Origin of the sequence: Marvinbryantia formatexigens DSM 14469 (genome assembly GCF_025148285.1) — a bacterium.
In the GTDB taxonomy this organism is placed as follows: Bacteria; Bacillota; Clostridia; order Lachnospirales; family Lachnospiraceae; genus Marvinbryantia; species Marvinbryantia formatexigens.
On sequence record NZ_CP102268.1, the window covers coordinates 3,387,646 to 3,405,641 of the forward strand.

Consider the following 17,996-nt stretch of genomic DNA (forward strand, 5'->3'; position numbering starts at 1 on the left):
GGCATTATAGCTTCAGGGGGCTGCCCCGAAACCACAGTTATTCTTTTATACACATTTTTCAGGCATTTTCTTCTTTTTTCGGCATTTCTATGCGGATGTGCACATCCTCAAGCTGCTTCGGCTCTACCGTTGCCGGAGCGCCCATCATAACATCCTGGGCATTTTTGTTCATCGGGAACGGAATAATCTCGCGGATGCTTTCCTCGCCCGCAATCAGCATGACCATACGGTCCACGCCCGGTGCGATTCCGGCATGGGGCGGAGCACCGTAGCAGAAAGCGTTGTACATGGCCGGGAATTTTGCCTTTACGTCATCCTCGCCAAGTCCCACAAGATTGAACGCCTTTACCATGATTTCCGGGTCGTGGTTACGCACAGCGCCGGAGGAGAGCTCCACGCCGTTGCAGACGAGGTCGTACTGGTAAGCAAGAATCTCCAGCGGCTCCTGCTCTTCCAGCGCTTTCATACCGCCCTGCGGCATGGAGAACGGGTTGTGGCAGAATTCCAGTTCGCCGGATTCCTCGCCGATCTCGTACATCGGGAAATCCACGATCCAGCAGAATTCGTAGCGGTCGGTCTTCATGTGGGCGGGGCAGGCTGCGCCGAGCATTTTGCGCAGAACGCCGGCGGTTTTCTGTGCTGCACTCTTTTTGCCGGCGGACAGTCCGATGAAATCGCCCGGTTTTAAGCCGAGAGCCTCTGTCACCTGTGCTTTGCGCTCCTGCAGGAATTTGGAGATACCGCCGGCAAAATCGCCGTTAGCATCCACTTTAAACCAGTAAGCTTTATTTCCGCTCTGTACCTCGACGTCAGCGCACAGCTTGTCGATGACCTTGCGCGTACCCTCAAAGCCGGAGACAACGACAGCCTTTACGGTCTGACCGGCGAATGGTCCGAAGCCGCAGTCCGCCATGCAGGCGGTCGCATCCTGCACCAGCAGATCAATCCGCAGATCCGGCTTGTCCGTGCCGTACTGCTCCATCGCCTCCAGGTAGGAGATACGCTTAAAGGGAGCGGCGGACGCGGTATGGTAAACGCCGTATTTTGCAAAGATGGGCGGCAGCACATCCTCCAGGATTGCAAACACATCCTCCTGGTCGGCGAACGCCATTTCCATATCAAGCTGATAAAACTCACCCGGAGAGCGGTCCGCACGCGCGTCCTCATCGCGGAAGCACGGCGCGATCTGGAAATAACGGTCGAAGCCGGACGCCATCAGAAGCTGTTTAAACTGCTGCGGAGCCTGCGGCAGCGCGTAAAATTTGCCGGGATGATTTCTGGACGGTACCAGATAATCCCGCGCGCCCTCCGGAGAAGAGCAGGTGAGAATCGGGGTGGTAATCTCCAGAAAATCGTGTGCTATCATACTCGCGCGCAAATCAGCGACGATTTTGCTTCTCAGTGTAATTTTATCCTTCACCGCCGGATTGCGCAGATCCAGATAGCGGTATTTCAGACGGGTATTTTCGTCCGCCTCTTTGGAGCGGGCAATCTGGAACGGCAGCTCATTGTAGCGGCATTTGCCGAGCAGCTCGATTTTTTCCGGAACCACTTCAATCTCACCGGTCGGGAGCGCCGCGTTTTTGCTGGAGCGCTCGCGCACCGTGCCGCAGACGGAAATCGTGGATTCGTAGTTGATTCCGTCCACGATATTCATCATTTCTTCCGTTTCAATAACGACCTGTGTAACGCCGTAATAGTCTCTCAAAATTAAAAATCCCAGATTTTTGCTTACTTTTCTGAGATTGTCAAACCAGCCGACAATTTTCACCTGTGCGCCGACATCGCCGAGGCGGAGTGCGCCGCAGGTATGTGTTCTTCCCTGCATATCTTTAACCATCCTTTTCCTGCATGTTTTCCACGCTAAATTTCGCTGTTCATTATACTATCTGGCGGGAAGGAAGTCAATGTTTGGGCAGAAATTTATTCTCGCGGACAACGAGCCAGGCGGACACGGTCCAGGCTGTCCTCCCTTGCCGCATGCGGCAATTCCCATTGTACCTGTATGTCCATTTGGTTAAAGCTTTTCGGGGATTATGTACGAATTGATAAAAAATACTTGCGTTTATCGAACATAAGTTCTATAATAGAAGCAGAACTTATGTTCTTTTTGATGCCATGTATACGACAAAAATGTCCAGTGGATATTTTTTGAGATTTATAGAAAGCATTTGGAAAAAGGAGACGCATCATGGAAATTGTATCGGATATATCGCTGAAAGAAAAACTGCATATTCTGGCGGACGCGGCAAAGTATGATGTCGCCTGCACCTCCAGCGGGGTGGACCGGAAGGGAAAGGAGGGCTTTCTGGGAAATTCTGTCTCCTGTGGCATCTGCCACAGCTTTGCATCGGATGGACGCTGTATTTCGCTTTTAAAGATTCTGCTGACGAATCACTGCGTGTATGATTGCAAATACTGCATCAACCGTGTATCGAACGATGTTGTGCGCACCGCATTCACACCGCAGGAAGTCTGCCAGCTGACGACGGAATTTTATAAACGGAATTATATAGAAGGATTGTTCTTAAGCTCTGGAATCTGGAAAAATCCGACGTACACGATGGAGCAGATCTGCCAGACGCTCTATCTGCTGCGCACGGAATATAAGTTCAACGGGTATATTCATGTGAAAGCGATTCCGGGAGCGCCGGAGGAGCTGCTGGCGGCGGCAGGCTATCTGGCGGACCGCATGAGCGTCAATCTGGAGCTGCCGACGGGCGAGGGGCTGAAAAAGCTGGCGCCCAACAAAAGCCACCGGGCGATACTAAAACCGATGCGCATGATGACGGATACCATTGCCGGGCACCGGCTTGCGATTGGAAAGAGCGCGCAGATGGAGCGCAGCGGAGGCAACCGCTACCTGTCGAACAGTATTTTCCGGACGGCGCAGCTTGAGCAGCAGGCGTCCGACGCGGAGAGAGGAAACTCCGGCGGGGCGTCATCTGCCACGGGTGCGGGAATGTCCGACGGGGCGGCATCTGCTACGGGTGCGGGAACGTCCGGCGGGTCGGCGACTGTTATGGGTGCGGGAACGTCCGTACAGAGGGATGACGCGCGGCAGATCGTCATGCCGGAGAAGCCTGGCGCCTCCGGAGATTTTGCTCTGCCGGGCAGGCTGCGCAAAATGGACTGGAAGCGTCCCTTTGCGCCGGCAGGTCAGAGCACGCAGATGATTATCGGCGCGACGCCGGAGACAGATTACCATCTGCTGAAAACGACGCAGCATCTGTACCAGACCTACGATCTGAAGCGTGTGTTTTTTTCCGCCTATGTTCCGCTCAATGAGGACAGCGCGCTGCCGGCGCCAGGCACGCCTGCGCCGCTGCTGCGGGAGCACCGTCTGTACCAGGCGGACTGGCTGCTGCGCTTTTACGGGTTCCAGGCGGATGAGCTTCTCACGATAGAACGCCCCAATTTTAATGAGCAGCTCGACCCGAAATGCGACTGGGCGCTCCGCCATCTGGAATTGTTTCCGGTGGAGATCAACCGCGCTCCTTACGATATGATTCTGCGTGTTCCGGGCGTGGGGCCAAAATCTGCAATGCGGATCGTGCAGGCGCGCAGACACGGGGCACTCGATTTCCAGCATCTGAAGCGTATCGGGGTGGTGCTGAAGAGAGCGCATTATTTCATCACCTGCTCCGGAAAAATGATGTACAGAACGCCGATAGAGGAGCAGTACATCACGCGCCAGCTCGTGGGCGCAAATCAGAAAGAAAACTGGCAGATTATGCATCAGAATGAGCAGAGCTTCCGGCAGATGTCACTGTTCGATGATTTTCAGATGCAGGTATAAATTACATGCACAGACGGCGGGAGCGTCTGCGGGAAAGGGAGGAAGAGAAACATGACCGTTTATACATGCGGGGAATCATTTGAGGAAATGATGACCTGTATTTATGAGGCGTGGGCGGGCAGAAGAGGGCACGCCAATATAAAACTGCAACTGGAGCCGGTCGACCAGCCGGAGCTGTTCTGCGAATATCTGTCTGTGTGCGCGGATGCGGAGAAAGCAGAGAAGGTGGTCCGCGCCATCCGGCAGAAAATTTCCGCGGAGGCATACCGGCAGGTGTTTTATGCGGCAATGTCTGTCTTTCCGGACAGGCTGGAGGCGATTTACCGTTTTCTGATTCTGGGTTTTGCCTGCGGAGCGAAGGTAACGCATATGCTTTCGGAGCCGTCTGTGATGCGCGTGCTGGAGCTGAGCCGCAAATGCAGTAATGAAATGCATTACTTCCGGGAGTTTACCAGATTTACGGCAATAGATACAGCTCCCGGAGGGCAGGTCTTTGGCACGGGGGAGGAATTTTCATCTGAAAAAGTGTATGTCGCCCATATTGAACCAAAGTGCAATATTACAGCGCTGACCGCCGGACATTTTGCGGACCGGATGCCGTCGGAGCACTGGATGATTATTGACGATAACCGCCGGATCGCGGCAGTGCATCCGAAGAACCAGCCGTTTTATATGACGGCGCTCTCCGGTGCGGAAATGCAGCGACTGGCAGAGACGGAGCAGCGGGGAGACTGCTTCACAGAACTCTGGCAGGAGTTTTTCCGGACCATCGGGATTCGGGAGAGAAGGAATGAAAAATGTCAGAAAAATCTGATGCCGCTCTGGTACCGTAAGCATATGACGGAATGCAGACAGTAAATATATTTTTACTTGCTTTTCCCGCAATGCCCTGTTATATTTGACTGGGAAAGATATATCAGAAAAGCGGTATTTTCAGCGGATATGGGCGCGGAAGAGACCGCGGACGTGGCATTTTGGAAAGGGGGAGTACCGTATGCCGGTATGTGATTATGAAGTGGTGATGATTGACGGTGATTATGCGCATCTTCGCAGACTGGAGGACGACGGGGAAACGAAGCTGGTAGCGCGTGCGCTGCTTCCGCCGGAAATCCGGGAGGGAAGCATTCTGCATTATGAGATGCTGCAGTACAGTATCATCGGATGAGCGGACTGCGGGAGTCTGCCAGAGTTTCCGGCAGAGGGCTTTCGTGCGGTTGGCGCCTGAATGAAGCGGGGGATAAAAATGACAGAGAAGGAAATGAAGGAACTTGCCCTGGCGGAAGGATTTACAGAGGCAGAGATTATAGAGACAGAGGAGCTGACGTTTATACATAGCCTGCGCGCATGCTGCGAGGCGAATGAATGCGGAAATTACGGAAGAAATTATGCCTGTCCACCCGACTGCGGAAGTCCGGAGGCGATGGAAGCACGGGTAAGACAATACCGGAAGGCGCTGGTTCTGCAGACTGTCCAGCAGGTAGACGATATTATGGACAGCGCGCAGACAAAAGAGGCAAAGAAGTTTCATAATATGATATCCTGGGAGCTGATAGGAAGGCTGCGGGAGGAGGGGCTGGAGGGACTGCCGGTTATGGCGGGACCGTGTTCTGCATGTGCCGTCTGCGCAAAAACGGAAGGAAAGCCATGCCGTTTCCCGGAAAAGATTGCCTCCTGTCTTTCCGCCTACTGTATTCATGCGGCGGACATGGCGGAAAAATGCGGGATGGACTACTGGTGCGGAAGAAGCAGAGTGGCGTTTTTCAGTATATATCTGTTTAATTAGATAAAGGAGAATGTTGATGAGTTTAGAAGAATATGGGAAAGCATTAAAGCTTGGCAAGAAAGAGGTTGCCGCGAGGTCGGCAAGGGGACTGTATCCTTATCTGGAGGTGCTCGACGATATTCCGGAGGCGGCGAATTCCATCATGGAATATCCGCTGGGACTGGTGCAGATTCCGACGGACCAGATCGTCGGTACGAAAACAGAGGGCAGAAGCAAGGCATTTGCCGCAAATTTTATGCCGGTTCTGTCAGAGTATTCCGAGTTTGCGCGCAAGTGGGCGAATCTCTGCGAATCGCATCTGACGGAGGGAATCCGCGACCCGATTAAAGCCTACGAATTCATGAATAAGTTTTACGTTCTGGAAGGAAATAAGCGCGTCAGTGTGCTGAAATATTTTGACGCGGTATCGATTCCGGGTACGGTTACGCGCATTGTTCCGCCGCGCACCGAGGAGAAAGAAAATAAAATTTATTATGAATTTATGGATTTTTACAATCTTTCCAGCGTGAATTACATCTATTTTTCCGAGGAAGGACGCTTTGCGAAGCTGCAGAGGCTGCTGGGCAAGCAGCCCGATGAGATGTGGACGGACGAGGACCGCCAGACCTTCAGCTCGCTGTATTCCAGCTTCAGCTCCGGTTACCGGGCAATGGGTGGGGATAAGCTGGGGATTACGGTCGGCGACGCTTTCCTGGACTTCATAGAGATTCAGGGCTACGACGAGCTGGATAAGATGACCACCTCGGAATTTAAGGAGACGCTGGCAAAGAGCTGGAAGGTGTTTGACACCCTGGCGGACAGCGATGCGGTGGAAATCCAGATGACCCCGAAGGAAAACAAAAAGCCGCTTCTGCAGCGTCTGATTCCGCTCAGCTCGCCGGAGCTGAAGATAGCCTTTGTGCATGAGACGGACCCGCAGAAATCGGGCTGGACATATGCGCACGACCTTGGCAGAATGCACCTGGAGCAGGTTTTTCCGGACCAGGTGAAAATCAGGGAATATCATATGGAGGAGCAGAGTGAGAAGGCGGCGGAGGCGATGATCAACCGCGCGGTGCAGGATGGCAGCACGCTGATTTTCACGACTTCGCCGGTGCTTGCACACGCCAGCATCAAGGCGGCGATGGAGTATCCGGATGTAAAAATTCTGAACTGTTCGCTGCTTGCCAGTCACGGTTACATCCGTACCTACAGCGCAAGAATGTATGAGGCGAAATTCCTTATCGGCGCGATTGCCGGGGCAATGGCGGAAAACAACCGCATCGGCTATATGGCGGACTATCCGATTTACGGTACGGTTGCCAATGTCAACGCTTTTGCGCTGGGGGCGAAAATGGTAAATCCGCGGGCAAAGATCTATGTGGAGTGGACGGCAAAGAAAAACGTGGATATTTACGAGCATTTCCGGGAGCAGGGCGTTTCCTATGTGTCGGGAAGAGATATCATTATTCCGGGCAAGAGCCAGGGCTCGCGTCATTTCGGGCTGTTTAAGCTGGATGAGGTGTCGCCGCACAATCTTGCCATGCCAATCTGGCACTGGGGCAAATTTTATGAGAAGATGATTCGTCAGATTCTGAGCGGTACCTGGAAAAATGAGGAGAACTCCAGAGTAAAAACGGTGAATTACTGGTGGGGTATGTCCTCCGGCATGGTCGATGTTATCTGTTCACAGAATCTGCCGCTGGGAACCTCCAGACTGGTGGAGCTTCTGAAGAACACGATCAGCTCCGGAGAATTCAATCCGTTTTCCGGCGTTCTGTATTCGCAGGACGGTCCGATACAGGAGGACGGCGACGACGTTCTGACGCCGGAGAAAATCATCACGATGGACTGGCTTGCGGAAAATGTGATTGGAGAAATACCGAAAATTGCCGATTTGCAGGAGAAGGCAAGGGCGGTTGTGCTGCAGCAGGGCGTCGAGTCAACAGAAGAATAACGGAAAACCGGATATAGGAGGTCCGGTATGGAAGGAATACTGGACATATGAAAATACTTGCGATTGCAGATGAAGAATCCAAATATCTGTGGGATTATTATGAAAGGAATAAGCTGGAAGGAGTGGACCTGATACTTTCGGCAGGAGATCTGAAGCCGGAATATCTGTCCTTCTTGACAACCATGTATGCGATTCCGGTGCTCTATGTGCCGGGAAATCATGACGATAAGTATGAGCAGCATCCGCCGGAGGGTTGTATCTGCGTGGACGACGATATCTATGTCCACGATGGCATCCGTATCCTGGGGCTGGGCGGTTCCATGCGTTACCGCACGGGCGGAAACCAGTATACGGACCAGCAGATGCACCGGCGTGTCCGCAGACTCTGGTGGAAGCTGAAGAAAAATAAAGGCTTTGACATTCTGCTGACGCATTCGCCCGCCTACCAGCTGAACGATGGCAGGGACCTGCCGCACCAGGGCTTTCAGGATTTTGTCTATCTGATGGAAAAATACAATCCGCGTTTTTTCATCCACGGTCATGTGCATGTGACATACGGGCGTCAGCACAAACGCTATGACAAATACCAGAACACCCATATCATCAATGCATATGAAAGATGCATCTTCGATTATGATGATGAAAATCTGAAGGACCATATCCGTTAGGTACTGTCGCGGCAGAAGGAAGTCCTGCGGGGATGCAGGCTGCAGCGCGGAAAAAAGAACTCGCAGATATGCGGACCGCAGCGCGGAAAAAAGAACTCGCAGATATGCGGATTGCCGCGGAAGGACAGAGCAGCGCGGATGTGCAGAACGTCCGGCGGGCGCAGGCACACCCGGCATCCATGAGCCCTGCCGAGGCAGGGCGCGCCGGACTACACTCCGAAGAATTTCTGTATCCGCGGCAGCGCTTTTTTGGCGTCGTGCCTGCCGAGCATATACATCAGACGGATTTTTTCGCGGTCCTTTTCCATGCGGTGAACGTGCAGGTCACGGCTGGGACGGATAACGAGAATTTCTCCGGCGGCTTCCTCCTTTTTGATTCTGGCAAGTGTTTCGTTATACTGCTGCGGACGGTCGAGCAGTGCTTTGCGGAAGTTCGGATATTTCCGGTAAGCGTCTACTTTGTCGAGGCGGGAGCCGTGCTTCTGATAGCCGTCTACCTGTGTCAGTACCACCAGGTTGCGGTTGAAGCCCAGCGACTGGAAGGCTTCCAGCGGAATGCTGTCGGCAACGCCTCCATCCAGATACGGGGTGCCGTTCAGATAAACCGGTCTGGAAACATACGGCATAGATGCGGAAGCGCGCATACAGTCAATCTGACGATGGAGGTCTGTACAGCGGATATATTCCGCTTTTCCGGTTTTCATGTTCGTGCAGGTTACATAAAATTCGATACCGGAGGTAATAAATTTCTGGTAGTCGAACGGGTCCAGCCGCTCCGGAATTTCCTGGTAGCAGAAACGGGTATTGACAATGTTTCCGGTGAGAAGCAGTGAACGGAAGCTCATAAACCGCCAGCTTTTGCAGTATTTCATGTAATAACGGATGCTGCGCCTGGGCTGATGGGATACATACGAGCATCCGTGGATAGCTCCGGCGGATACGCCGATTACGCCGTCCGTATAAATATCATTTTCCATCAGAATATCCAGTACGCCTGCGGTATAAATGCCGCGCATGGCGCCTCCCTCTAATACAAGTCCTGTTTTCATAAAATGCCTCCCTGTCTGTAAATATGAATATAATGTCTGGAAGATATGCTGTTATTATACACCATCTGCTTCGGATTTTAAATATTATTTTGCTGTCACTGCCAGGTGAGGATTTTGTTGAAACAGCATATTATGCATGCTACTATGAAATCATAGAAGTAAGGTATGCGGATCAAAGAGAGTATTTGTGGCAAAGAGGGGAAAGAAAAATATGAAAGAAGAGATATATTTTTATCAGGCGCCTTTCGGGCGGCTTACGCTGGCGTCTGACGGGGAGGCTCTTACCGGCTTGTGGATAGACGGGCAAAAATACGACCGGGCGACGCTGACACAGCCATATGAAACGTCGCGGGAGCAGCTATGCGCGCCGGAAATACAGCCATATGAAACGCCGCGGGAGCAGCTATGCGCGCCGGAAATTCAGCCATATGGCGCGCCGTTGGAGCAGATGCGTGCCGTATCGCCGGAACAGTTATGGGGCGCGCCTCCCGTCATTGCAGATACCATGCGCTGGCTGGACATTTATTTTTCGGGAAAACAGCCGGATTTTCTTCCGCCGCTCAGACCGAAGGGCAGTGCATTCCGGCAGGAGGTGTGGAAGATTTTACTGAAAATCCCTTACGGAGAGACGACCACCTATAAGAAGATTGCCGGGGAAATCGCGGCGGCGCATGGGAGAAGCAGCATGTCGGCGCAGGCGGTCGGCGGTGCGGTAGGGCACAATCCAATCAGTATCCTGATTCCGTGCCATCGCGTGCTCGGAACAGACGGGAGTCTTACAGGATACGCCGGCGGTCTGACAGTAAAGGGATATCTGCTCCGGTTGGAAGGATACCTGCCGGGAGAGATAAAACCCTGACGGGGATGCTGACAGATGGAAGCATCTCTGCATAGAGGGGGAGTACCAGGAAAAGAAGGAGAAGCTGAGCCTGATGCTGGAAGCGACGACCACAGGGGACGGCAGGCAGAGCGGCGAAACACAGTAAGTGGAAGGCTGCAGAAATTTTTTCTGGAAAAATTCGCAGATGTGATAGAAATGACGTTTTTTTTGCGAATATATAGTGAAAGCATTTAAGGCGCTGCCGGCAGTCGATGCTGGCGGCGCGATTTTATAACATGCTTTACAGCTTGTGGAAGATGGCGCCATACTGCTGCGAAAGGAGCGAATATGAAAATTACAGAACAGAATTTTGTCACGTAGATGATACACGGCAATGAAAAAGCGCTGGAATATGTCATGCTGCATTATGGAGGACTGGTGAAATCCGTGGTGCACCGGTATCTTTCTATGCTGCCGCAATATGAGGAGGAATGCATCAGCGATGTGTTTCTGGCGGTATGGAATCATGCCGCGTCCTATATGCCGCAGAAGAATCCCTTTGCAAACTGGATTGCCGGGGTCGCCCGCATCAAAGCGCTGGATTACAAGCGCCGATATGCCGCGCGGCTTCTGGAAATGAGCTGGGAGGAAGCGGAGCGCTGCAGCGGAAAGGATATGATGGCGGAAATCTCTCAGATAGAAGAGGAATTTTCCGAAGAAACCAGACAGATGCTGGAGTGCTTAAACCCGCAGGACCGGGAATTATTTCTGAAAATTTACGTCGAGGAAGAAAATGTGGAAACGGTCAGCGCGCAGAGCGGACTGAGCAGACCGGTCATATACAACCGCCTCTCCCGCGGAAAAAAGAAAATCCGGCGGCTGTTTTCCCGGACATGACGGATGTACGGAAAGCTTTAAGGAAGGTGCCGGAGGGGCATGTGACGAAGCAGAATGCAGAGCGGAAATGAAAGGAGCAGATTATATGAAACAGGAAGTTTATACGCTGTTAAATGAAATGGAACATAGTGCAGACAGCTACGGAGAATTCCGGGCGGATGCAGACGATGTAAGAAACTGGAAAAAAACGATTCCGGTCAGAAGCAGCAGAAGAAAGAGCTGGAAACGATATGCGGCGGCTGCAGCGTGCATCTGTGTACTGGGGACAGCAATCAGCCCTGTGGGGCAGAAGGCTTATGCCGGAGTGAGCGCCGCCATGTACAGTCTCTCAAAGGTGCTGGGAATCCGGGAGGATTTGAGCCCGTATCTGTCGGTGGTTGGAGAAACGGTGGAAAAGGATGGAATTTCCGCCACCTTAAATGAGGTGATTCTGGACGATGAGACATTGCTGGTTTCCTACGCGATTCATTCAGAGGAGGCACTGGATTCGCTGGAGGTGGAAGGCGGCATGCATCCGGGGGTGAGCGTAAGCATTGACGGCGCGCAGGTCTCCTTTGCGTTCGGAGGCGGTATGGAAGAAGCGGATGAGCACACGATGGCGGTATACGGCGAGCTGGAGGTTCCCGGAATAAGCACGGAAAAGCAGATGGATATGGAAATGGAATTTTATTTCGGGGAAGAAGTGCTGGGGACGATTGGTTTTACCGTGTCGGGAGCGGAGCTGCTGGCGGATACAAAAACAGTTGAGCTGGATAAGACCTTCCGCCTTCCGGACGGAACAGGCGTGACACTGGAAAAATATACGACAAGCGATGTAAATCAGAAGGTGTACTTCACAACTTCCACGGGTGAGTGCGGGTATGATTTGAAGCTGGAGGGAACGGACGACCTGGGTAATGCAGTGGAAATCAATATGAGATCCTTCCTGGAAGGAAAGGGGCGCATGGAAGTAAATACCATTGATAACGGCTACATCCGGAAAGATGCAAAGGCGCTGACACTGACGCTGTATGCAGTCGCGTTTCCGGAGGAAAGCGGACAGATGAGCAACGATTACCAGCAGGTAGGCGAGCCGTTTACGATTGCGCTTGAGTAAGCAGTCTGTTAATAAAAATCCGGCAAATCTAAAATGTGAATTTAGATTTGCCGGATTTATGCCGGTTGCCAGGATATCAAGTATCACGACTGGCGGGAATTTTTTACAGAAAATGCTTGACTGTAAACCCTGTTTATAGCTTATATTCAAGGTAACATCCAGGTATCAGGGAAGAGGGGGACAGCATGACAATAAAAGAGGTTGAGGAGCAGACCGGGTTATCACGCTCCAATGTGCGTTTTTATGAAAAAGAAAAACTGATTGCTCCGGCAAGAAACGAAAGCAATGGTTACAGGGATTATTCTGAGAGCGATATAGAGAATATAAAAAAGATTGCATATCTTAGAACTCTGGGGATTTCTATTGAGGATATCCGGAACCTTATAGCGGAAGAGGCAACCCTGCACGAGGTACTTCAGAAGCAAAATGATATATTAGGAAGTCAGATTGCGGATTTGAACACGGCAAAAATATTGTGTGAAAAGATGCTTGACGATGAAAGTATATCATATAAAGACCTGAAGGTAGAACAATATGTGACCGAACCAGAGGAATACTGGAATGATAATAAGCCGGTGTTCAAAATGGATTCCGTCAGCTTCCTATATATATGGGGAAGCTTTTTTACATGGGCAGTTATTACGGTAATATGTTTACTGACAGCTTTGTTGTCTTACGCAAAGCTTCCACTGGAAATTCCGGTGCAGTGGAGTGATGGGGCGGCGTCCGCACTGGTGGACAGAAGATTTATTTTTGCTTATCCGGCAGCGTGCATTGTAATCCGCTATTTCATCAGACCGCTTATTTATGGAAAATTGCAGATGAAAGCCTTTCATAGCAAAGTTATGACAGAGTACCTGACAAACTATATCTGCTTCGCTGCGTTATCGGTGGAAATCTTCACCGTACTGTTTGTTTATGGCAGGGTAAAAAATGTTGTGATAGTCCTGGCTGTCGATACAGCAGTGCTGATTGGCGTATTGCTGAGAGGGTTTACAAAAAACAAGCCGCTTCTTTAGCGCTCCCGGCGTCCGGGAAGCCCCCCTTCAGCGATTCCAGCATCCAGAAGCCCCCCTTCAGCACTCACGGCGGCCAGAAGCCGCTTCTTTAGCGCTCCCAGCGTCCGGAAGCGCCGCAGGGCAGCACCAGACCATTAGAGGATACCGGCAGACCGACCTCCTGCGCGTCCACATGCCCGCCAAGCGATTTCAATTCCGTCGCTATCATATAGGAAAGAACTGCGGGGGCAAGTCCGGTGGTGTACGAATTAATAAGGAAGAAAAGCGGTTCATCGCTGAGCAGCTTTGCACAGAGCTGCACCAGCGGATAAATGGCGTCCTCTATCTTCCAGATTTCTCCTTTGGGACCGCGTCCGTAGGAGGGCGGGTCCATGATAATGGCATCGTAATGATTGCCGCGGCGGATCTCACGTTCCACAAACTTTACGCAGTCGTCGACGATCCAGCGGACAGGAGCGCTCTCAAGAGCGGAAGCGCGCGCGTTCTCCTTCGCCCAGCCGACCATGCCCTTTGAGGCGTCGACATGGGTGACAGAAGCTCCGGCGGCTGCGGCGGCCAGCGTGGCGCCGCCTGTATAAGCGAAGAGGTTCAGCACCTTCACAGGTCTGCCTGCCGTTTTTATTTTCTCTGAAAACCAGTCCCAGTTTGCCGCCTGTTCCGGGAAAAGACCGGTGTGCTTAAAGCTGAACGGTTTCAACTGGAACGTCAGCGATTTATAATGAATGCTCCACTGTTCGGGCAAATCAAAAAATTCCCATTCGCCGCCGCCTCTTTTGCTGCGGTGGTAATGCGCGTTCGGATGCTTCCAGCCGCGCTCCTTCCGGGGCGTATTCCAGATGACCTGCGGGTCCGGGCGCACCAGAATATAATCTCCCCAGCGCTCCAGCTTTTCTCCCGCTGACGTATCAATCACTTCATAATCCTTCCAGCCATCGGCAATCCACATAATCTATTCCTCCGTAATTTCTGTCTTTTTCACGCTCATAGGATTTACTCCGTTCACAGTAACCAGGATGCTTCTCCGTTACGGGTGTGGGCTACAGACCTTTTGACCCTGGCATCATTATATGGTATAATACAAAAATATGCAAGTTTTATGGCAGAACATTCTTAATGCCTCCGGACTGGGAAAAACGGAGCAAAAAGAATAAAAAACAGGATTGTACGAAAAAAAATACAATATTTTTAAAAAACTCCTTGCATATGGTTAAAATTTCATATATAATGCAGATGTTGTGACCTTGATAGCGTTGAAGCGTGAGGTTGCTGCGGGAAAAGGAAAAACCGCAGGTTTTCCGTGGAGCGAATGTCAAGTTCTGAGAAACTGGCGACAAGTCACTGTACAAGAACAACTGTCCGGCAAAGACCGGAAACAACGTGTGGATTATTCAGGATACACACGGGAGCGTGTACAGTCACCGCTTGTCGTACTGATGTTAAGTGCGAAAAGGAGGCGACTTTTTTTATGGCAAGTCAAGTAATGAGAATCACACTGAAAGCGTATGACCATCAGCTGATTGATGCATCCGCAAAGAAAATCATCGAAACTGTAAAAAAGAACGGATCACAGGTGAGCGGACCGGTGCCCCTTCCGACAAAGAAGGAAGTAGTTACCATTCTCCGTGCTGTACACAAGTACAAAGATTCCAGAGAACAGTTCGAGCAGAGAACTCATAAAAGACTGATTGATATCATCACACCGACCCAGAAGACGGTGGATGCGCTGTCCAGACTGGAAATGCCGGCTGGCGTATATATCGATATCAAGATGAAGACCAAATAAGGTTTTCGCCAAAGTAAATTATCCTATGGGTTAATATAGAAGCAACGCGGCAATATGCCAAAGTTCCACTTATATTGACTGTTTTACTAGGATGATTGCACCACACAGTGTAATCCGCTGTAGAAAAACAGGAGGGAAAGAAATGAAGAAAGCAATTTTAGCAACAAAAGTCGGAATGACTCAAATCTTCAACGACGACGGAGTGCTCACTCCGGTAACGGTTCTTCAGGCTGGTCCGTGCGTGGTTACGCAGATAAAGACCGTGGAGAATGACGGTTACAGCGCAGTGCAGGTCGGCTATGTTGACAAGAGAGAAAAGCTTGTGAATAAGCCGCTGAAAGGGCATTTCGACAAAGCGGGTGTTTCTTACAAGAGATATCTGAGAGAATTTAAGCTTGACAATGCAGAAGAGTACCAGGTAGCACAGGAAATCAAAGCGGACATTTTTGCAGCGGGCGACAAGATCGACGCTACAGCAATCTCCAAAGGAAAAGGCTTCCAGGGTGCTATCAAGAGACACGGTCTCCACAGAGGACCGATGGCTCATGGTTCCAAATATCACCGTCATGCGGGTTCCAACGGCGCCTGCTCCGATCCGAGCAAGGTATTCAGAGGCAAAAAGATGGCGGGTCACATGGGACATAAGCGCGTAACCATCCAGAATCTTGAAGTGGTAAGAGTAGATGCGGAAAACAATCTGCTTCTTGTAAAGGGCGCTGTACCGGGACCGAAGAAATCTTTGGTATCAATTAAGGAGACAGTAAAAGCCGGTAAATAAGCTTTTATAGGAAAGGAGGAACACACAGATGGCAAACGTATCTGTTTACAATATGGAAGGCAAAGAAGTTGGCACGATGGAGCTCAGTGATGCCGTGTTCGGTGTGGAAATCAACGAACATCTGGTACACATGGCAGTGCTCAGCCAGCTTGCAAATAATCGTCAGGGAACACAGAAAGCGAAAACCCGTTCCGAAGTTTCCGGCGGCGGCAGAAAACCGTGGAGACAGAAAGGAACCGGTCATGCAAGACAGGGTTCAACAAGAGCACCGCAGTGGAAGGGCGGCGGAGTTGTATTCGCTCCGGTTCCCAGAGACTATTCTTTCAAGATGAACAAGAAAGAAAAGAGAGCGGCTCTGAAGTCTGCACTTACATCCAGAGTACAGGAAAACAAGCTGGTAGTGCTTGATGAGTTGAAGCTGGATGCAATCAAGACAAAGAGTATGGTAAATGTTCTGAAAAATGTAAACGCAGAAAAAGCGCTGGTTGTTTTGAACGAGAACGATGAGAACGTGGTAATGTCTGCAAGAAATATCGCAGGCGTAAAGACCGCGCTGACAAATACCATTAATGTATACGACATTCTGAAGTATAACACGCTGGTTATGACGAAAGCAGCCGCAGAGGCGATTGAGGAGGTGTACGCATAATGGCAGCTATTCAGTATTATGACGTAATTCTGAAACCTATCGTGACAGAAAAAAGCATGAACGCGATGAGCGAAAAGAAATATACTTTCCAGGTACACACCGAAGCAACCAAGAACCAGATTAAGGAAGCTGTTGAAAAAATGTTCGAAGGAACAAAAGTAAAGAGCGTAAATACCATGAATCTGGACGGTAAGAAGAGACGCCGTGGTATGACAGTCGGCAGAACGGCGAAGAGCAAAAAAGCAATCGTCACCCTCACAGAAGATTCCAAGGATATTGAGATCTTCGAAGGGTTATAAGACTTGACGAAGTCGAGGCGTAGCCGATGACTGAGTCTTAGTCGGACCCTGTTCGCGAACCTTAGTGAGAACGAGCGATAGCGAAGTTTGAGCTTAGTTGAGCGAACGTACCCGTCACAGGGGAACACACCTGTTCGCAGCGAGAACTTAGCTGAGCGAACACACCCGTTGCGATAGCGACGGGAACCTATGCACAGAACAGTGCGATAATAAATCGTTGAAAGGAGAAACATCATGGGAATTAAAACCTACAGACCATATACACCGTCGAGAAGACATATGACTGGTTCTGATTTCTCTGAGATTACAAAATTTGAGCCGGAGAAGAAGCTTCTTGTTTCCCTTAAGAAGAATTCCGGACGTAATAACCAGGGTAAAATCACAGTGAGACACCGCGGAGGCGGTTCCAGAAGAAAATACAGAATTATCGATTTCAAGAGAAACAAAAAGGACGGAATCCCGGCTTACGTTGCCGGAATCGAGTACGATCCGAACAGAACGGCAAACATTGCGCTGATTGTTTACGCGGATGGCGAAAAGTCCTACATCCTTGCACCGCAGGGACTGAAGGATGGCATGAAGGTTATGAGCGGTCCGGAAGCGGAAATAAGAATTGGAAACTGTCTGCCGCTTTCAGAAATTCCGGTTGGTACAATGATTCACAACATCGAGCTGTATCCGGGTAAGGGCGGTCAGCTTGTAAGAAGCGCAGGAAACAGCGCGCAGCTTATGGCTAAAGAAGGAAAATATGCGACCCTCCGTCTTCCGTCCGGTGAGATGAGAATGGTTCCGATTATCTGCAGAGCAACCATCGGTGTTGTTGGAAATGCAGACCACAACCTGATTAATATCGGTAAAGCAGGAAGAAAACGTCACATGGGTATCCGCCCGACAGTACGCGGTTCCGTTATGAACCCGAATGACCATCCGCATGGTGGTGGTGAAGGTAAGACTGGTATCGGACGTCCGGGTCCGTGCACTCCGTGGGGCAAACCGGCACTCGGTCTGAAGACGAGAAAGAAAAAGAAAGCGTCTAACAAACTGATTGTAAGAAGAAGAGACGGTAAAGCAATCAACTAATATTAAAGGAGGTTAAACCTATGGCTCGCTCACTGAAAAAAGGACCATTTGCAGATAAAAGCTTACTGAAAAAAGTAGATGCTATGAATGCGGCAGGCAGCAAACAGGTCATCAAGACCTGGTCCCGCCGGTCTACGATTTTCCCGCAGATGGTTGGACATACCATTGCGGTTCATGATGGAAGAAGACATGTTCCGGTATATATCACGGAGGATATGGTAGGACACAAGCTCGGAGAGTTCGTTGCTACCAGAACCTACAGAGGACATGGTAAAGACGAGAAAAAATCCCGCTAGGATAGATTTGCGTCTCCGGGTGTCCCGGAAATACCCGGAGAAAG

Annotated in this window: 20 protein-coding genes; 17 read left to right on the top strand and 3 right to left on the bottom strand. The window is 50.8% G+C overall.

Annotated elements, in window-relative coordinates:
* Positions 1–58: 58 nt before the first annotated feature.
* Positions 59–1,828: an aspartate--tRNA ligase gene (aspS, locus tag NQ534_RS15715; RefSeq protein ID WP_040783945.1), complete on the bottom strand. Its 1,770-nt coding sequence runs from the start codon at positions 1,826–1,828 to the stop codon at positions 59–61.
* A 363-nt stretch (positions 1,829–2,191) separates the two neighbouring features.
* Here aspS and NQ534_RS15720 point away from each other — a divergent pair, with 363 nt between their 5' ends.
* From NQ534_RS15720 to NQ534_RS15745, 6 genes are all read left to right on the top strand, one after another.
* Positions 2,192–3,799: a putative DNA modification/repair radical SAM protein gene (locus NQ534_RS15720; protein WP_006862721.1), complete on the top strand. Its 1,608-nt coding sequence runs from the start codon at positions 2,192–2,194 to the stop codon at positions 3,797–3,799.
* A gap of 51 nt (positions 3,800–3,850) precedes the next feature.
* Positions 3,851–4,657, top strand: coding sequence for a TIGR03915 family putative DNA repair protein (locus NQ534_RS15725; protein ID WP_006862723.1), 807 nt, complete (start codon positions 3,851–3,853; stop codon positions 4,655–4,657).
* A 136-nt stretch (positions 4,658–4,793) separates the two neighbouring features.
* The gene (locus tag NQ534_RS15730) at positions 4,794–4,964 is read left to right on the top strand and encodes a hypothetical protein (RefSeq protein WP_040783873.1); all 171 of its coding nucleotides are present in this window, start codon (positions 4,794–4,796) and stop codon (positions 4,962–4,964) included.
* A 78-nt stretch (positions 4,965–5,042) separates the two neighbouring features.
* Positions 5,043–5,582, top strand: coding sequence for a DUF2284 domain-containing protein (locus NQ534_RS15735; RefSeq protein WP_040783948.1), 540 nt, complete (start codon positions 5,043–5,045; stop codon positions 5,580–5,582).
* Positions 5,583–5,598: 16 nt separating this feature from the next.
* The gene (locus NQ534_RS15740) at positions 5,599–7,518 is read left to right on the top strand and encodes a BMP family ABC transporter substrate-binding protein (RefSeq protein WP_040783876.1); all 1,920 of its coding nucleotides are present in this window, start codon (positions 5,599–5,601) and stop codon (positions 7,516–7,518) included.
* A gap of 47 nt (positions 7,519–7,565) precedes the next feature.
* The gene (locus NQ534_RS15745; RefSeq protein WP_006862727.1) at positions 7,566–8,186 is read left to right on the top strand and encodes a metallophosphoesterase family protein; all 621 of its coding nucleotides are present in this window, start codon (positions 7,566–7,568) and stop codon (positions 8,184–8,186) included.
* Positions 8,187–8,395: 209 nt separating this feature from the next.
* Here NQ534_RS15745 and NQ534_RS15750 read toward each other — a convergent pair whose 3' ends face one another.
* Positions 8,396–9,235, bottom strand: coding sequence for a patatin-like phospholipase family protein (locus NQ534_RS15750; RefSeq protein ID WP_040783882.1), 840 nt, complete (start codon positions 9,233–9,235; stop codon positions 8,396–8,398).
* 211 nt (positions 9,236–9,446) lie between these two features.
* On the opposite strand from NQ534_RS15750, the gene NQ534_RS15755 reads away from it, so the two are divergent.
* The 5 genes from NQ534_RS15755 (at position 9,447) to NQ534_RS15775 (ending at position 13,067) form a co-directional block, all read left to right on the top strand.
* Complete coding sequence (locus tag NQ534_RS15755; RefSeq protein ID WP_006862730.1) at positions 9,447–10,094, top strand: methylated-DNA--[protein]-cysteine S-methyltransferase; 648 nt, start codon at positions 9,447–9,449, stop codon at positions 10,092–10,094.
* Between the two features lie 15 nt (positions 10,095–10,109).
* Positions 10,110–10,310 carry a hypothetical protein gene (locus NQ534_RS15760; RefSeq protein ID WP_006862731.1) on the top strand — a complete coding sequence of 67 codons (201 nt, stop codon included), beginning with the start codon at positions 10,110–10,112 and terminating at the stop codon, positions 10,308–10,310.
* A 126-nt stretch (positions 10,311–10,436) separates the two neighbouring features.
* Positions 10,437–10,952 carry a sigma-70 family RNA polymerase sigma factor gene (locus NQ534_RS15765; RefSeq protein WP_006862734.1) on the top strand — a complete coding sequence of 172 codons (516 nt, stop codon included), beginning with the start codon at positions 10,437–10,439 and terminating at the stop codon, positions 10,950–10,952.
* Between the two features lie 85 nt (positions 10,953–11,037).
* On the top strand, positions 11,038–12,048 hold the full coding sequence (locus NQ534_RS15770; protein ID WP_157200740.1) for a DUF4179 domain-containing protein: 1,011 nt from the start codon (positions 11,038–11,040) through the stop codon (positions 12,046–12,048).
* Between the two features lie 185 nt (positions 12,049–12,233).
* On the top strand, positions 12,234–13,067 hold the full coding sequence (locus tag NQ534_RS15775; RefSeq protein ID WP_006862737.1) for a MerR family transcriptional regulator: 834 nt from the start codon (positions 12,234–12,236) through the stop codon (positions 13,065–13,067).
* 88 nt (positions 13,068–13,155) lie between these two features.
* Here the strand turns inward: NQ534_RS15775 and NQ534_RS15780 are convergent, their stop codons facing one another.
* Positions 13,156–14,013: a class I SAM-dependent methyltransferase gene (locus NQ534_RS15780; protein WP_006862738.1), complete on the bottom strand. Its 858-nt coding sequence runs from the start codon at positions 14,011–14,013 to the stop codon at positions 13,156–13,158.
* Positions 14,014–14,532: 519 nt separating this feature from the next.
* On the opposite strand from NQ534_RS15780, the gene rpsJ reads away from it, so the two are divergent.
* From rpsJ to rpsS, 6 genes are all read left to right on the top strand, one after another.
* Entirely contained in the window at positions 14,533–14,850 is a 318-nt protein-coding gene (rpsJ, locus tag NQ534_RS15785) for a 30S ribosomal protein S10 (protein ID WP_006862740.1), read from the top strand.
* Positions 14,851–14,992: 142 nt separating this feature from the next.
* Positions 14,993–15,628 carry a 50S ribosomal protein L3 gene (rplC, locus tag NQ534_RS15790; RefSeq protein ID WP_006862741.1) on the top strand — a complete coding sequence of 212 codons (636 nt, stop codon included), beginning with the start codon at positions 14,993–14,995 and terminating at the stop codon, positions 15,626–15,628.
* A gap of 28 nt (positions 15,629–15,656) precedes the next feature.
* Positions 15,657–16,277, top strand: coding sequence for a 50S ribosomal protein L4 (rplD, locus tag NQ534_RS15795; RefSeq protein WP_006862742.1), 621 nt, complete (start codon positions 15,657–15,659; stop codon positions 16,275–16,277).
* The gene (gene rplW, locus NQ534_RS15800) at positions 16,277–16,576 is read left to right on the top strand and encodes a 50S ribosomal protein L23 (protein ID WP_006862743.1); all 300 of its coding nucleotides are present in this window, start codon (positions 16,277–16,279) and stop codon (positions 16,574–16,576) included. Before rplD ends, rplW begins: the two co-directional genes overlap by 1 nt.
* Before the next feature lie 234 nt (positions 16,577–16,810).
* On the top strand, positions 16,811–17,656 hold the full coding sequence (rplB, locus tag NQ534_RS15805; RefSeq protein ID WP_040783885.1) for a 50S ribosomal protein L2: 846 nt from the start codon (positions 16,811–16,813) through the stop codon (positions 17,654–17,656).
* A gap of 20 nt (positions 17,657–17,676) precedes the next feature.
* Complete coding sequence (gene rpsS / locus NQ534_RS15810) at positions 17,677–17,952, top strand: 30S ribosomal protein S19 (RefSeq protein ID WP_006862745.1); 276 nt, start codon at positions 17,677–17,679, stop codon at positions 17,950–17,952.
* Positions 17,953–17,996 lie beyond the last annotated feature (44 nt).